The sequence below is a fragment of the Arthrobacter sp. UYCu512 genome (genome assembly GCF_040547075.1).
Taxonomy (GTDB): Bacteria; Actinomycetota; Actinomycetes; order Actinomycetales; family Micrococcaceae; genus Arthrobacter.
Map to the genome: position 1 here is coordinate 1 of NZ_JBEPPA010000031.1, position 15469 is coordinate 15469.

Sequence of the window (15469 nt, forward strand, 5' to 3'; positions counted from 1 at the left end):
CAGATCCGCCAGTTCATCCCGAACGAGTTCGCCTCCCTCGGCGCGGACGGCTTCGGCTTCTCCGACACCCGCGCCGCAGCACGACGCTTCTTCAAGAACGACATCCACTCAGTGGTCGTCCGTTCCCTGCAGATGCTCGCCCGCCGCGGCGAAGTAGACACCCAAGCACCCGCCCAGGCAATCGAAAAATACCGCCTGCTGGATGTCACGGCCGGGACTACGGGAGGGGCCGGCGGGGACTCCTGAGGGTCCACCACCGCGCGTTCCTTCGCCGTGGCCGCGTATATCGCCGAGCCGACAGCGCGCCCGTTCGTGGACATTACCTCCACGGCCGGGCGCACGGAACTGCGGGACGCGCCTGCTCGACTGTGAACCGTCGCGAAGCTGGTACCCGCGGTCCGGGACGGACTTGCACCAGCTTCCTTGAAAGAGCTGGCTTGGAGACATTGGTTTTAGACAACGTTGCCGCACACCACGGCAATAGCCAGTTCATCAGTGTCGCTTGTGCTCGGAGATGCCCGCCAGGGTCCATCGCCGCGGGAAGTTAAAGAAGCGTCCGGATGGTCCGCTGATTGTGGCGGAAGATGCGCCGCGGCGGGGTCCGGGGCCCTCGGCGCGGGGTGATGGCAACACGCGTTGACCCACCCTGGCCACGCCGCGAAGCCGCGGGGCCGCGGGATTGTGGCGCTTGACGTGGATCCGGTACCTGATTCCAGCCCTGGGATTTATGCGGAGTTGCCGTGGGCCGCTGGTTTCAACCCAAGCCTGACGTGTCCGATCCGGCTGATGCGCGATCGCCGTCGCGCTTTAAGCAGCCCAACAACCGGCGCTCCGGCGGTGTTCGTAACCCGGCAGGGGAGTCCCGTCACCTGCCGGCGAGCAGCGATTTGTGCAGCCACCGTGAGAATGGGCCCCGAACGTTCACCGTCTCAGCGCGCGGAGCGAAGTCAGGATCCGTACCGCCGCCGGCAGGAAAATAGAAGTCAGGAGCTGGCGCTGCTGACCCTGCTGAAGATTCCGACTGTGCGGGCACGTGCCCCTCATCATGCGACATAACGACCTCATTTCCATCTGATGAAATTTCTTTTTTACTGTATGAAAAAGCATACGGACGTGGGATCGGTCGGTCAAGGGGCTCGGTGGGTGCGCGGAACCGGCGCGGTGCGGAAAAGTTTCTTCTGGATTGTGATGTACAACACGGTCTGTGTCCCTTAGTGTTGAAGTACTTCGTGGCGGACGTCACGTAACCTGGGAGCAGCAGGCAGGGTTGTAATGAGCTGACATCGTAGCGATGTCGGCTCATTTTTTGTTTGGGTCGACAGCAAACCATTGGACGCAATAGAAAATGCGCCCGTTTTCAGTGTGGATTATTTCTTTCACATAACGGAAGTTTGGAGCAGACCATGAGCAGCAACATCATCCTTGGCGAAAATCAGTTCGGCAAGGCGGAAGTCCGCGTCGTCAAGATCACGCGGGATTCGGACCGGCACGAAATTGAGGATCTCAACGTCTCCTCACAGCTCCGCGGCGATTTTTCCGCTGCGCATCTGGCGGGGGACAACGCCCACGTTGTGCCAACCGACACCCAGAAGAACACGGTGTACGCGTTCGCCCGCGAAGGCATCGGCTCGCCCGAGGCTTTGCTGCTTCGGTTGGGTAATCACTTCACCTCCAGCTTCGACTGGGTCTCCGGCGGACGCTGGGAAGCCGAGGCCTACAGTTGGGACCGCATCCAGTCCCACGGCACCTCCCACGACCATTCATTCGTGCGCAACGGACAGGAAATCCGCACCGTCGTACTCATCCGTGACGGTGACACCAACCACCTCATTTCCGGGCTCCGGGACCTCACCGTCCTCAAAACCACCCAGTCAGGCTTCGTCGGCTACCCCAAGGACAGGTACACGACGCTGCCGGAGACCACGGACCGGATCCTGGCTACGGATGTGGCCGCGCGCTGGCGCTTCAAGACCGGGACGGACTTCAGCAGCTTCGATTTCAACAAGAGCTATGAAGATGTCAAGGGCCTGCTTCTTGAAGGGTTCACCGAGAACTACTCGCACGCCCTGCAACAGACACTCTTCGACATGGGCAAGAAGGTCCTGGAGGCCCACGCGGAGATCGACGAGATCAAATTCTCCATGCCGAACAAGCACCACTTCCTGGTGGACCTCTCACCCTTCGGCCTTGACAACCCCAATGAGGTCTTCTTCGCCGCAGACCGGCCGTACGGCCTGATCGAGGCCACCGTCCAGCGCGAGGAGTCCACTCCGGCGGCCATTGCATGGTCGGGAATCGCCGGCTTCTGCTGAGTTGAAGAACATGGCGGTGGCGCGGGTACTCCGTACCTGCGCCACCGCACCACCGACGTACCTGCAGCATCCAGTTAGCCAGACACCAGTTAGCCAGACGACGACGTCTGCCATGAACCAAGAAGGTCTGCCATGAACCTAAAAAATGCCAAGAACTCCGCCAAGGCGAGCGGCGGCCGCACGTCTTCGGCCCGCCCCGAAGACGAACGGCTTTCCATCGGAAGCAGCTTCGCCTACGGCTTCCAACACGTCCTGACGATGTACGGCGGAATCATTGCCGTGCCGCTGATTGTGGGTCAGGCAGCGGGACTGTCGCCCGCAGACGTTGGAATCCTCATTGCCGCAGCGCTCTTTATGGGCGGCCTTGCCACACTTCTGCAGACCCTCGGGTTGCCGTTCTTCGGTTCGCAGCTGCCGCTGGTGCAGGGTGTGTCGTTTGCCAGCGTCGCCACCATGGTCGCAGTCGTTACGGGCGGTGGCGGCCTGCCGGCAGTTTTCGGTGCTGTCATCGTCTCTGCCGCCATCGGCCTGCTCATTGCCCCGGTCTTCTCCAAGATCGTCCGGTTCTTCCCGCCCGTGGTCACCGGAACCGTCATCACCACCATTGGGTTGACGCTGATGCCCGTCGCCGCCAACTGGGCCATGGGTGGAAACAGGAAAGCCGACAATTACGGCAGTATGGCCAACATCGGGCTGGCCGCGGTGACGCTTGCCCTGGTCCTGATTCTCAGTAAGGTCGGCAGTGCCACCATTTCCCGGCTCTCCATCCTGCTGGCAATTGTGATTGGTACCGTGGTTGCGGTTGTCACCGGCATGGCCGACTTTTCGAAGGTGGGTAGTGGGCCGATCGTTGCCTTTCCCACGCCCTTCCACTTCGGTGCCCCGACCTTCGAAGTCGCCGCGATCATTTCGATGGTGATCGTGGTCCTGGTCATCCTGACCGAGACCATGGCCGACATTCTGGCCGTCGGGGAAATCGTCGGCACCAAAACCGATTCCAAACGGATCGCTGCCGGCCTGCGCGCCGATATGGTCTCCAGCATGGTGGCGCCGGTCTTTGGCTCCTTCACCCAGAGTGCGTTTGCCCAGAATGTGGGCCTGGTAGCCGTCACCAAGATCAAGAGCCGCTACGTTGTCGCGGCAGGCGGCGTTATCCTGGTCCTTCTTGGCCTGCTGCCGGTGATGGGCCGGGTTGTTGCTGCGGTCCCGACGGCAGTCCTTGGCGGAGCCGGGATTGTACTTTTCGGAACGGTCGCCGCGAGCGGCATCAGGACTCTGGCAAAGGTGGAGTACCGCAATAACATGAACCTGATCATCGTGGCGGCATCGATCGGCTTCGGCATGATTCCGATTGCCGCTCCCACCTTCTACGACAAGTTTCCGTCCTGGTTCGGCACCATCTTCCACTCCGGCATCAGCTCCGCCGCCGTGATGGCCATCGCACTGAACCTGCTCTTCAACCACCTGAAGGCAGGAAACTCGGAGAACCAGTCGGTCTTCGTCGCCGGAACAGGGCGGGTCATCCGCGAGGAAGACCTCAAGTGCCTGGCCGACGGTGACCGCTACGAAAACGGCAAGCTGATTGACTGCGACGGCAAGGAAGTGCCGCTGGAGTCTACCGGCGGCCCGGCCGGACACTGACCCCCAACGCCCGCGGTTGGCACTGTCTTCGCGACGGCCGCGAAGACAGTGCCAACAAGGCCTACTGGTGGTTCAGCTCAGCTGAAATTGCCAGTGCGGCTTCACGCAGCAAGGGCACGGCACGTTCCGCGAAGGACTGGTCCACCCGCGACACCGGACCGGACACCGAAATGGCTGCCGGGGTGGGTGAATCAGGAACCGCCATAGCGAAGCAACGAACGCCAATTTCCTGTTCTTCCTCATCGATGGAGTAGCCACGTTCACGGATCAGCTTCAGCTCAAGGAGCAGGCTCTCCACGTCGCCAATGCTTTTCGGCGTGGCAATGGGCATCCCGCTGCGGTGGACAATCCCGCGGACGGTTTCGTCGTCGAGCTGGGCCAGGATTGCCTTGCCGACGCCGGTGGCATGGGTATGGGCACGGCGGCCCACCTCGGTGAACATCCGCATGGAGTGCAGGGACGGCACCTGTGCCACGTAGATGACCATGTCCGAATCCAGTACCGCCATGTTGGCTGTCTCGCCCAGTCGGTCCACGAGGGACTTCAGTTGTGGCCGGGCGACGGCGCCCAGCTGCTGGTTCGCCGCTTCGCCGAGCCGGATCAGTCGGGGCCCCAATGCGTAGCGGCGGTTGGGCAGCTGCCTGATGTAACCCAGCGTTACGAGCGTGCGCAGCAGGCGGTGAATCGTCGGGAGCGGCAATTCGGTCGAGGACGAGAGCTCGCTCAACGTGACATTTCCGCCGGCGTCGGTAATGAGTTCCAAGAGTTCGAAGACGCGCTCAACGGACTGCACGCCTCCGGGGGCTTTTTCGGCCATAACAATGGTCTCCTGCTGGATCGGTCCGGCACGTTATATCCACATCGTGAAAATAATTGCTTGAAATCCCTAAGATACAGCACCGCGCTGAGTCTCACCACAACACCGCAGGGTTGTATTTCCACTCAGTAGATAATAATATCCATAATACGAAACTTTTTCATTTAGCACAGCAGCCCATCCCCGGGCCCGAACTGGAGGAACATTCAATGGCGAACCCGAGCCCCGGAAATTCGATCACCCTTCGCGTGGACGCGCCGTCCAGCTTCACCGCCACGAGCGAACTCGCGGCCGCTGTCGGCGCTGCCGGTGCCGCAATTACCGCGCTGGACGTCACCGAGTCCCACCACGAGACGCTCGTGGTCGATGTCACCTGCAACACCACCGACGACGAGCACGCCGGCCGCGTCAAAGACGCGCTGAACGCTCTCGCGGGCGTTACGGTCCGCAACGTCTCGGACCGTACCTTCCTAATGCACCTCGGCGGCAAGCTCGAGGTGGTGCCCAAGGTGGCCCTCCGCAACCGCGACGATCTCTCCCGTGCCTACACGCCGGGAGTGGCGCGCGTTTGTATGGCGATCGCCGAGAACCCCGACGCCGCCCGGAACCTCACAGTCAAGCGCAACACAATCGCCGTCGTGACCGACGGGTCCGCCGTCTTGGGCCTGGGCAACATTGGCCCCGCGGCTGCCCTGCCCGTAATGGAAGGCAAGGCGGCGCTGTTCAAGCAGTTCGCCAATGTCGACGCCTGGCCGGTGTGCCTGGACACCCAGGACACCGAGGAAATCATCATGATCGTCAAGGCCCTAGCCCCCGTCTACGGTGGTGTGAACCTTGAAGACATCGCCGCACCGCGCTGCTTCGAGATCGAGAACCGCCTCCGCGAAGAGCTTGACATCCCTGTCTTCCACGACGATCAGCACGGCACCGCCATTGTCACCCTGGCTGCCCTGGTCAACGCGCTGCGGGTGGTGGACAAAAAGCTCGCCGACGTGCGGATCGTCGTCTCGGGGGTTGGTGCCGCCGGTTCGGCCATTATCCAGCTGCTCAAGGTCCAGGGCGCCCGGCACATCATCGCCGCCGGACGCTCCGGTGCCATCCACTCCGGCCAGGACTACGACGACGAACACCGCAGCTGGATCGCGGCGAACACCAACGAGGAAGGCTTCTCCGGGACACTGCATGAGGCGATTAAGGGCGCCGACGTCTTCATCGGCGTCAGCGCCCCCAACGTGATCGGCGAGGAGCAGGTCGCTTCCATGGCGAAGGACGCGATCGTCTTCGCCATGGCCAACCCGACCCCGGAAATCGACCCGGCCGTCGCGTCCCTTCACGCGGCAGTTGTGGCCACCGGCCGCAGCGACTTCCCGAACCAGATCAACAACGTGCTGGCCTTCCCCGGCTTCTTCCGCGGCCTCCTGGACGCCGGAGCATCGGACATCATCCCGGAGATGCTGGTGGCCGCCGCCGAGGCAATCGCCAACCGTGTGGCCGATGACGAGCTTAACGCCAGCTACATCATTCCCAGTGTCTTTGATCCGCATGTTGCCGCCGACGTAGCGTCCGCGGTCGCCCACGCAGCCCACGCAGCACGTGCAGCTGTCTTCGCAAAAGCCTGATTCACCGTCAAGGAAAGGACCCGGACCATGGCTCTCTCAGTCACTGACCCGCACCCGATTGCACGTGCCGAAGAAATTCTGACCCCGGAGGCGTTGGCCTTTGTGGAGGAACTCCACCTTCGCTTCGCCGGTACCCGTGCCGAACTCCTCGCGGCCCGCGTGGTTAGGCGCGAGCAGGTAGCCCGGACCGGCAAGCTCGACTTCCTGCCCGAGACCCGGGACGTCCGCGCGGGCGACTGGACGGTGGCCCCCGCTCCGGCCGCCCTGCAGGACCGGCGTGTGGAAATGACCGGACCCGCCACACCGGCCAAAATGGCCATCAACGCGCTGAACTCGGGCGCAAAGGTCTGGCTGGCAGATCTTGAGGATGCCAGCACACCCACCTGGGCCAACGTTATAGACGCGATCCTGAACCTGCGGGACGCCGCCGCTGGCACACTGAGCTACATCTCCCCGGAGGGAAAGGAGTACACCCTCCGGACGGATGTACCGCTCGCCGTCGTCGTCGCACGTCCGCGCGGCTGGCACATGGAGGAACGCCACCTTCTTGTTAACGGTCGGCCGGCGGTCGGCGCGCTGGTTGATTTCGGTCTGCACTTCTTCCACGTCGCCAAGCAACTCATCAGCAACGGACAGGGCCCGTACTACTATCTGCCCAAGATGGAGAGCCACCGTGAAGCGCGGCTCTGGAACGATGTGTTTGTCTTCGCCCAGGACCGGCTCGGCATCCCGCAGGGAACCGTCCGTGCCACGGTGCTGGTCGAGACGATTCCTGCTGCGTTTGAAATGGACGAGATCCTGTTCGAACTCCGCGACCACGCCTCCGGACTCAACGCCGGACGCTGGGACTACCTGTTCAGCATCATCAAGTATTTCCGCGATGCCGGCGAGGAGTTTGTTCTTCCGGACCGCGCCTCGGTGGCCATGACGGCACCGTTTATGCGCGCCTACACGGAACTGCTGGTCAAGACCTGCCACCACCGCGGCGCTTTTGCGATGGGAGGCATGGCTGCGGTGATCCCCAACCGCCGACATCCTGAGGTTACGGAAGCCGCATTTGCCAAGGTCCGGGCTGACAAAACCCGGGAGGCCAACGATGGCTTCGACGGGTCCTGGGTGGCCCACCCAGATCTGGTGCCGACGTGCCGTGAAGTGTTCGATTCGGTCCTTGGCGACCGTCCCAACCAGCTGGACAAGCTGCGGCCAGAGGTCTCGGTCACCGCGGAACAACTCCTGGATATCGCTTCGGCCGACGGCCAGGTCACCGAGGCCGGCCTGCGCCTGAACCTCTACGTCGCCGTCGCCTACACCGCGGTCTGGATCTCCGGAAACGGTGCTGTGGCCATCCATAACCTTATGGAGGACGCCGCCACGGCGGAGATCTCCCGCTCGCAGGTCTGGCAGCAGATCCGCAACAAATCCGTCCTGGCAGATACCGGCAACACCGTCACGCGGGAACTGGTGGAGCGCATCCTGGGCGAGGAAACGGAGCGGCTCCGTTCCGAGTTCGGCGATGAGGCGTTCCGCCGCTACTACCAGCCCGCCAGCGGGCTGATCGCGGACATCTGCCTCTCCGAGGAATACACGGACTTCCTCACCACCCCCGCCTACGAACTGGTCGGCTGAAAGGTGGCACAGCACCTTTCGCTGACCAGCAGGGACCTGGCCGAGATCGAAGCGCAACTCGTGGCAACGGACCGCCTGCTGGAGCAGAACTACCCGGGCGACGACGGTTCCCGCCAACCGGTGCACACGGTCTACGTTCCCGCAGACCGGTTCACGCCGTCGTTGGCGGCCGAGTGGGGAGCCCAAGCGCTGGCGGCAGCAGAGGCCCACGGCGGCTTGGCCCGCATCGGCGAACTGCTCGGCCAGGATGCCGAACTCGCCAACTCGGTGGCCGCCCGGGTGGCACCCAAACTGGCAGCCGAGCCGATCGAGGACCTGAGGCTGGACTTCGAGGACGGCTACGGGGACCGGGGAGACGACGCTGAGGATGCTGCGGCTGTGGGTGCGGCTGCGGCCGTGGCGGCCGCGGTTGCTGCGGGCACGGCGCCGCCGTTCATTGGCATCCGCTTCAAGTGCTTTGAAGCTGCCACCCGAAACCGGGGACTTCGCACGCTGGATCTTTTCGTGGCATCACTTGCGGCCGCCGGCGAACTCCCGGAGGGCCTTATCCTGACACTGCCCAAGGTCACCACAGTGGCCCAAGTGCAGGCCATGGACTATGCCGTCTCCCGGCTTGAGGAGATCCACTCGCTGCCGCACGGGCGGCTCAGGTTTGAAGTGCAGGTGGAAACACCCCAACTCATCCTCGGTCCCGACGGGACCTCCCCGGTGGCGCAGCTGCCGCACATCGTCCCGGGCCGGATCAGTGCCCTGCACTACGGAACGTACGACTATTCCGCGTCCCTGCAGATCTCTGCCGAGTACCAGTCGATGGAACATCCCGTGGCCGACTTCGCCAAGGAGGTTATGCAGCTGGCTGTCGCCGGTACGGGCATCCGCCTCTCCGACGGCTCGACCAATATCATTCCCGTCGGAGATGGTGTTGAGAATGCCTGGGCGATCCATGGCCGGCTGGTCCGCCGTTCGCTGGAGCGGGGCTACTACCAGGGCTGGGACCTCCATCCAGCCCAGCTGCCCAGCCGTTTTTCAGCTAGCTACGCCTTCTATCGCCAAGGGCTTCCGGCCGCCGCTGCCCGGCTGCGAAACTACGTTGAACAGACCGAAGGCGGCGTGATGGACGAGCCGGCCACCGCCCGGGCACTGGCGGCTTTTGTGCTGCGCGGCGTCCAGTGCGGCGCCGTAGGTGCCGACGAAGTCCAGGCGCTTGCCGGCGTCGGAGTTCCACGGCTGACAGCACTGGCCCACCCCCGGCTGGCCACCACTTCCACCTCCTAAGTAAGGATTCACCTGATGGGCAAGTACTACACACCTGAAGGCGGCTTGCCGCCGCAGACCCACCTCACCACCGAGCGCGCCATCGTCACGGAAGCCTATACGGTCATCCCGAAGGGCGTCCTGACAGACATCGTCACCAGCAACCTGCCGGGCTTTTCGAACACCCGCTCATGGATCATCGCCCGCCCAATCTCCGGGTTCGCTACTACTTTTTCCCAGCTGATCGTGGAGATTGGCCCGGGCGGCGGCGCGCCCAAGGCGGAATTCGAGGCTGGCGTTGAAGGCGTCATCTTCGTCACCAAGGGCAAGGTTAATCTGACGCTTGACGGTGAACTGCACCAGCTCGAAGAAGGCGGTTACGCCTACATTGCTGCCGGCGCGCAGTGGGGCCTGGAGAACGTCTCGGATGAGATCGTCTCCTTCCACTGGATCCGCAAGGCCTACGAGCGGTTGGAAGGCTACGAGGCGAAATCCTTTGTCACCAGTGACCAGGAAGTCGAGCCGCGTGAAATGCCGGATGTTGACGGCGTCTGGAAGACCACACGTTTCGCGGACCCCGGCGATCTGGCCCACGATATGCACGTGAACATCGTGACGTTCAAGCCTGGCGGAGTGATCCCATTCCCGGAAACACACGTGATGGAGCACGGCCTGTACGTCCTGGAGGGCAAGGCCATGTACTTGCTCAACAATGACTGGGTAGAGGTCGAGGCGGGCGACTTTATGTGGCTGCGTGCCTTCTGCCCGCAGGCATGCTACGCCGGCGGCCCCGGCAATTTCCGCTACCTGCTCTACAAGGATGTCAACCGCCAGATCCGCCTGACCTAACCACCCGCGCGTGCGCCCCGGCCCTACTAGGCCGGGGCGTCGCGCTTTAACCGCCACCGGGGTGCTGCGCAGGTTGACGTCGCGGACAACGAAGCCTAAACTTTTCATAAAGCAGAATAAAGATTCCACAAAGCGGAATCTGGAAGATATCAAGACTACCGGTTGTTGCCGGTTCAGAGGGCTAAGGACGAATCCAATGACGTATACCGTGAACTGCTCCATCCTGCTGACGGAACTGCCGCTCCTCGAGCGGCCCGCGGCCGCCAAGGCAGCAGGGTTTGACGCCGTCGAATTCTGGTGGCCGTTTGAGACCTCCGTACCCTCGGACAGCGAGGTAGCCAAGTTTGAGAAGGCCATTTCCGACGCCGGTGTCCAGCTCTCGGGTCTGAACTTCAACGCAGGCAACATGCCGGAAGGCGACCGTGGCCTGGTGTCCTGGCCGGCCCGCTCGGCCGAGTTCCTGGACAACATCGACGTCGTCGCGGGCATCGGCGAGCGACTCGGGTGCACAGCGTTCAACGCCCTCTACGGCAACCGCACTGCGGGAGATTCCGCCGAACAGCAGGACGCCGTGGCCGCCGAGAACCTCGCGACGGCCGCCGCCGCCGTCGCGCGGATCGGTGGCACCGTCCTGCTGGAGCCGGTCAGCGGCGCACCGCGCTACCCGCTGCTCACGGCCGCCGACGCCCTGAAGGTGATCGCCAGGGTCAAGGACGAGTCCGGCGCGGAGAACATCAAGCTCCTTGCCGACTTCTACCACCTGGCCGTCAACGGGGACGACGTCGCCGCCGTGATTGAACAGCACGCCAAAGACTTCGGCCACATCCAAATCGCCGACAACCCCGGCCGCGGAGCCCCCGGAACCGGAAACCTCCCGCTCGGCGAATGGATCTCCCGGAGCCGCGAACTCGGCTACACGGGCTACATCGGCCTCGAATACAAAGAACCGGCCAAAGCCGCCTTCAACTGGGCCATCCGCCAGCCTGCTGCGCACTGACCGCGCACCGGCCACCCTACTTCAGCAAAGGAATACAACATGAGCAACGTCACAGTCATCGGTCTCGGCATCATGGGCCTTCCCATGGCCATCAACCTCGTCAAGGCAGGCCACAGCGTCACCGGCTTCAACCGCAGCCAGGACAAGATCGACACGCTGGTCTCCGAGGGCGGCCGGGGTGCAGCGAGCATCGCCGACGCTGTCAGGGACGCGGACGTCGTTATTACGATGGTTCCGGACTCACCTGACGTCGAAAGCGTCGTCTCCGGACCCGAGGGCCTGTTCGCGAACGCGAAGCAGGGCACCCTCTGGATTGATGCCAGCAGCATCCGCCCCGATGTGGCCAAGCGGCTGGCGGACGATGCCAAGGCCGCCGGTATCCGTGCCCTGGACGCCCCGGTGTCAGGCGGCGAGCAGGGCGCCATCACCGCCGCGCTTTCCATTATGGTCGGCGGCGACGCAGCAGACTTCGAAGCAGCACAGGACGTGCTCAACGCTGTGGGAAAGACCATCGTCCACGTAGGCCCAGCCGGCTCCGGGCAGACCGTCAAAGCGGCCAACCAGCTGATCGTCGCCGTCAACATCCAGGTACTGGGCGAAGCCGTAGCCTTCCTTGAGGCCTACGGCGTGGATACTGATGCCGCGCTCAAGGTCCTCGGTGGCGGCCTGGCCGGCTCCAAAGTGCTGGACCAGAAGGGCCAGAAGATGCTGGACCGCGACTTCGCGCCCGGCTTCCGCCTCGCGCTCCACCACAAGGACATGGGTATCGTCACTTCGGCCGCCCGCGAAGCCAACGTCTCGCTCCCGCTCGGCGCCCTCGCCGCTCAGCTCGTCGCAGCCACTGTCAACCAGGGCGACGGCGGCCTCGACCACTCGGGTCTGTTCAAGCAGACCCTCCAGCTCAGCGGCCGCAAGTAACACTGCCGCACCTGAGCCGGACCAGCACACCCAACAGACTTTCAAGGAGAACACCATGACGAAAATGCGCACCGTAGATGCAGCCGTCGCGATCCTGGCAAAGGAGGGCGCCATTGAGGCGTTCGGCCTGCCAGGTGCTGCGATCAACCCCTTTTACTCGGCGATGCGGGAGCACGGTGGCATCCGCCACACCCTCGCCAGGCACGTGGAAGGCGCCTCGCACATGGCCGACGGGTACTCCCGGGCCAAGGACGGGAACATCGGCATCTGCATCGGCACGTCCGGTCCCGCCGGCACCGACATGATCACCGGACTCTATGCGGCGTGGGCGGACTCCATCCCCATGCTCTGCATCACCGGGCAGGCCCCCGTTGCCAAGCTCCACAAGGAAGACTTCCAGGCCGTGGACATCGAATCCATCGCCAAACCCGTCACCAAAATGGCAATGACAGTTCTGGAGCCCGGCCAGATCCCCGGCGCCTTTCAGAAAGCCTTCCAGCTGATGCGCTCCGGCCGCCCCGGCCCGGTGCTGCTGGACCTCCCGTTCGATGTGCAGATGGCCGAGATCGAATTCGACATCGACACCTACGAGCCCCTTCCGGTGGAAAAGCCCAAAGCCAGCCGCAAGCAGTTGGACAAGGCCCTGGACATGCTCACCGCGGCGCAGCACCCCTTGATCGTCGCCGGCGGCGGCGTGATCAACGCTTCGGCCTCGGCACAGCTTGTCGAACTGGCCGAACTGCTCAACGTCCCGGTCATCCCCACCCTGATGGGCTGGGGCAGCATCCCGGACGACCACCGCCTGATGGCCGGCATGGTGGGCCTGCAGACCTCACACCGCTACGGAAACGAGACCATGCTGGCCTCGGACTTTGTGATCGGGATCGGCAACCGCTGGGCCAACCGCCACACCGGCGGACTGGACACCTACACGTCCGGCCGCAAGTTCGTGCACATCGACATCGAACCGACCCAGATCGGCCGCGTCTTCTCCCCGGACCTGGGCATTGCCTCCGACGCCGGCGCGGCATTGGACGGGCTCCTGGAGCTGGCCCGGGAGCGCAAAGCCGCCGGCACCTTGCCCGATTACAGCGACTGGGTCGGCGAATGCGTCCTGCGCAAGGGATCGCTGCAGCGCAAAACGCACTTTGAAAATGTCCCGATCAAGCCGCAGCGTGTCTACGAGGAAATGAACAAGTCCTTCGGCAAAGACACCACTTACGTAACCACGATTGGCCTCTCCCAGATCGCCGGTGCCCAGATGCTCCACGTGTTCGGGCCCCGCAAATGGATCAACGCTGGCCAGGCCGGCCCGCTGGGATGGACCGGACCTGCCGCACTCGGTGTGGTCCGCGGGAAGCCGGACGAGACAGTCGTTGCCTTGTCCGGCGACTACGATTTCCAGTTCATGATCGAAGAACTGGCCGTCGGCGCACAGTTCAACCTCCCGTACGTGCACGTGGTGGTGAACAACTCGTACTTGGGCCTGATCCGCCAGTCCCAGCGCGGCTTCAAGATGGAGCAGAACGTGTCCCTGGCGTTCGAAAACATCAACTCTCCGGAGACCAAGGGCTATGGCGTGGACCACTTGAAGGTTGCCGAAGGCCTGGGTTGCAAAGCCATCCGGGTGGAAGACCCGAGTGACCTTTCGGCAGCCTTCGACAAGGCCAAGGCGCTGATGAGCGAGTTCAACGTTCCCGTGGTGGTCGAGGTGATCCTGGAAAAGATCACCAACATCTCCATGGGCACCGAGATCAATGCGATCAACGAGTTCGAGGAGGTCGCTGCGCAGGGCGCCGACGCCCCCACGGCCATCATCGCAATGCTTGACTAACACCAGCCGTCTCCCGCGCGCCAACCCGGCGCGTCCGAATCATTGAAAGGAACCCCCGGCATGAGAGTGGTCATAGCACCGGACAAGTTCAAGGGCTCACTGACGGCCCCGGACATCGTTGCCCATCTCACGGCAGGTCTTCGCTCCGTAAAGCGGGCCGCCGGCCAGGTCCTGGACGTGGATGGCATTCCCGTGGCCGACGGCGGCGAAGGTACCCTCGATGCTGCTGTCGGCAGCGGTTTCACCCGCCGTACCGCTATCGTCAGCGGCCCGACGGGCGAGCCGCTGGAAGCCGAATTCGCCGTCCGTGGCCGCGAAGCGATTATCGAAATGGCGACGGCATCAGGACTTGCCGTGTTGCCCGGCGGCATCAGAGATGCGTTGGGATCAACTTCTCTGGGTACCGGGCAGCTGATCCGGGCAGCCTTGGACGCAGGGTGCCGCAAGATCATCCTCGGTGTTGGCGGAAGCGCCAACACCGACGGCGGCGCCGGGGTGCTGCAGGGGCTCGGTGCCCGCTTCATTGATTCTGACGGAAACGAAATTCCGGCCGGCGGGGCTGCCCTGGCCCGGCTGAAATGGATTGATTTCTCCGGGTTCGATACGCGGCTGGAGGAAACACGGTTCGTTCTGGCAAGTGATGTGGACAATCCGCTGCTTGGCCCGGATGGTGCGGCGGCGGTGTTTGGCCCGCAAAAGGGGGCGTCCAGCGAAGACGTCAGAACGCTCGACTCCGCGCTGGGACACTTCGTGGACGTGCTCAGCCATGAGCTGGGGTTCCGGGCACAAAAGGCTGCCGAGGCACCGGGCGCCGGTGCCGCCGGCGGCGTCGGGTATGCCGCCATCGCGGTCCTGGCGGCCTCCCGCCGGCCAGGCATCGATGTCGTCCTTGAATTTACCGACCTCGCCCATCGGCTGGTCGGGGCGGACCTCGTTATCACCGGCGAGGGCAGCCTGGATGAACAAAGCCTGCTCGGCAAAACCCCCATGGGAGTGGCGCGGGCAGCGGCCCTGGCCGGCGTACCGGTCATCGCCGTCTGCGGGCGCACTACATTGACGGCCGGTCAGTTGCGCGCCGCGGGATTCCAGTCCACGTTTGCCCTGACCTCGATTGAAGAGAACGTGGAAAAGTGCATCGCCGAAGCCGGGCGGCTGCTCGAAACGGTCGGCACCACCATCGGCGGCCAACTCGGTCCTGATTCACCCTGGTTCCGGCCCATGGAATCAACGCCCTCGAAGGAGTACCTCAATGCTTGAAGAACCCTATGACTTGGTTGTTCGTGGTCGGCGTGTGTTGACGACGGCGGGGATCGCGGCGCGGGAGGTCGGGATCCGGGGCGGGCGGATCGTGGCGATCGAGCCGTTGGGTAATGCCCTGGCCGGGACGCAGGTCATAGACCTCGCCGATGACGAGACGATGATCCCGGGCCTGGTCGATACCCATGTCCACGTCAACGAACCGGGCCGCACGGAGTGGGAAGGGTTCGCGTCCGCGACCCGGGCCGCCGCGGCCGGGGGCGTCACGACGATCATCGACATGCCGCTGAACTCCATTCCGCCGACCACCACCGTCGAAGGGTTGAAACTCAAACGTGAAGTCGC

At 63.6% G+C, this 15469-nt stretch carries 12 protein-coding genes and 1 pseudogene; 12 read left to right on the forward strand and 1 reads right to left on the reverse strand.

Translation table 11 applies throughout. From position 1 onward, the window contains the following. From ABIB49_RS18530 to ABIB49_RS18540, 3 genes are all read left to right on the forward strand, one after another. On the forward strand, nt 1-246 hold a 246-nt coding region (locus ABIB49_RS18530), incomplete at its 5' end, for a hypothetical protein (RefSeq protein ID WP_354157586.1). A gap of 1157 nt (nt 247-1403) precedes the next feature. Then, complete coding sequence (gene pucL / locus ABIB49_RS18535) at nt 1404-2312, forward strand: factor-independent urate hydroxylase (protein WP_354157587.1); 909 nt, start codon at nt 1404-1406, stop codon at nt 2310-2312. Nucleotides 2313-2444: 132 nt separating this feature from the next. Beyond that, nucleotides 2445-3953, forward strand: coding sequence for a nucleobase:cation symporter-2 family protein (locus ABIB49_RS18540; RefSeq protein WP_282361005.1), 1509 nt, complete (start codon nt 2445-2447; stop codon nt 3951-3953). Between the two features lie 61 nt (nt 3954-4014). On the opposite strand, the gene ABIB49_RS18545 is transcribed toward ABIB49_RS18540, so the two are convergent. After that, nucleotides 4015-4770, reverse strand: coding sequence for an IclR family transcriptional regulator (locus ABIB49_RS18545; protein WP_354157588.1), 756 nt, complete (start codon nt 4768-4770; stop codon nt 4015-4017). A gap of 209 nt (nt 4771-4979) precedes the next feature. On the opposite strand from ABIB49_RS18545, the gene ABIB49_RS18550 reads away from it, so the two are divergent. From ABIB49_RS18550 to ABIB49_RS18590, 9 genes and pseudogenes are all read left to right on the forward strand, one after another. Beyond that, entirely contained in the window at nt 4980-6389 is a 1410-nt protein-coding gene (locus tag ABIB49_RS18550) for an NAD-dependent malic enzyme (RefSeq protein ID WP_354157589.1), read from the forward strand. A gap of 27 nt (nt 6390-6416) precedes the next feature. Beyond that, nucleotides 6417-8015, forward strand: a complete 1599-nt coding sequence (gene aceB, locus ABIB49_RS18555) for a malate synthase A (protein ID WP_282361007.1) — start codon at nt 6417-6419, stop codon at nt 8013-8015. A gap of 3 nt (nt 8016-8018) precedes the next feature. Further along, entirely contained in the window at nt 8019-9290 is a 1272-nt protein-coding gene (locus tag ABIB49_RS18560; protein ID WP_282361008.1) for a DUF6986 family protein, read from the forward strand. Between the two features lie 15 nt (nt 9291-9305). After that, entirely contained in the window at nt 9306-10118 is an 813-nt protein-coding gene (locus tag ABIB49_RS18565; RefSeq protein ID WP_354157590.1) for a bifunctional allantoicase/(S)-ureidoglycine aminohydrolase, read from the forward strand. 196 nt (nt 10119-10314) lie between these two features. Further along, nucleotides 10315-11115 (forward strand): hydroxypyruvate isomerase family protein, encoded by an 801-nt coding sequence (locus ABIB49_RS18570; RefSeq protein WP_282361009.1) that lies wholly within the window; start codon nt 10315-10317, stop codon nt 11113-11115. A gap of 33 nt (nt 11116-11148) precedes the next feature. Continuing rightward, a pseudogene (locus tag ABIB49_RS18575) lies at nt 11149-12033 on the forward strand (2-hydroxy-3-oxopropionate reductase); the annotation flags it as partial. A 55-nt stretch (nt 12034-12088) separates the two neighbouring features. Further along, nucleotides 12089-13867: a glyoxylate carboligase gene (gene gcl, locus ABIB49_RS18580; RefSeq protein ID WP_226776509.1), complete on the forward strand. Its 1779-nt coding sequence runs from the start codon at nt 12089-12091 to the stop codon at nt 13865-13867. A gap of 60 nt (nt 13868-13927) precedes the next feature. Continuing rightward, nucleotides 13928-15124, forward strand: coding sequence for a glycerate kinase (locus tag ABIB49_RS18585; protein WP_226776508.1), 1197 nt, complete (start codon nt 13928-13930; stop codon nt 15122-15124). After that, nucleotides 15117-15469: amidohydrolase family protein (locus tag ABIB49_RS18590; protein WP_354157591.1), on the forward strand; the 353-nt coding region annotated here is incomplete at its 3' end. The genes ABIB49_RS18585 and ABIB49_RS18590, both read left to right, overlap by 8 nt.

Coding starts and splice junctions, on each gene's coding strand:
- pucL (WP_354157587.1), top strand. CDS start 1,404: ATGAGCAGCAACATCATCCTTGGCGAAAATCAGTTCGGCAAGGCGGAA.
- ABIB49_RS18540 (WP_282361005.1), top strand. CDS start 2,445: ATGAACCTAAAAAATGCCAAGAACTCCGCCAAGGCGAGCGGCGGCCGC.
- ABIB49_RS18545 (WP_354157588.1), bottom strand. CDS start 4,770: ATGGCCGAAAAAGCCCCCGGAGGCGTGCAGTCCGTTGAGCGCGTCTTC.
- ABIB49_RS18550 (WP_354157589.1), top strand. CDS start 4,980: ATGGCGAACCCGAGCCCCGGAAATTCGATCACCCTTCGCGTGGACGCG.
- aceB (WP_282361007.1), top strand. CDS start 6,417: ATGGCTCTCTCAGTCACTGACCCGCACCCGATTGCACGTGCCGAAGAA.
- ABIB49_RS18565 (WP_354157590.1), top strand. CDS start 9,306: ATGGGCAAGTACTACACACCTGAAGGCGGCTTGCCGCCGCAGACCCAC.
- ABIB49_RS18570 (WP_282361009.1), top strand. CDS start 10,315: ATGACGTATACCGTGAACTGCTCCATCCTGCTGACGGAACTGCCGCTC.
- gcl (WP_226776509.1), top strand. CDS start 12,089: ATGACGAAAATGCGCACCGTAGATGCAGCCGTCGCGATCCTGGCAAAG.
- ABIB49_RS18585 (WP_226776508.1), top strand. CDS start 13,928: ATGAGAGTGGTCATAGCACCGGACAAGTTCAAGGGCTCACTGACGGCC.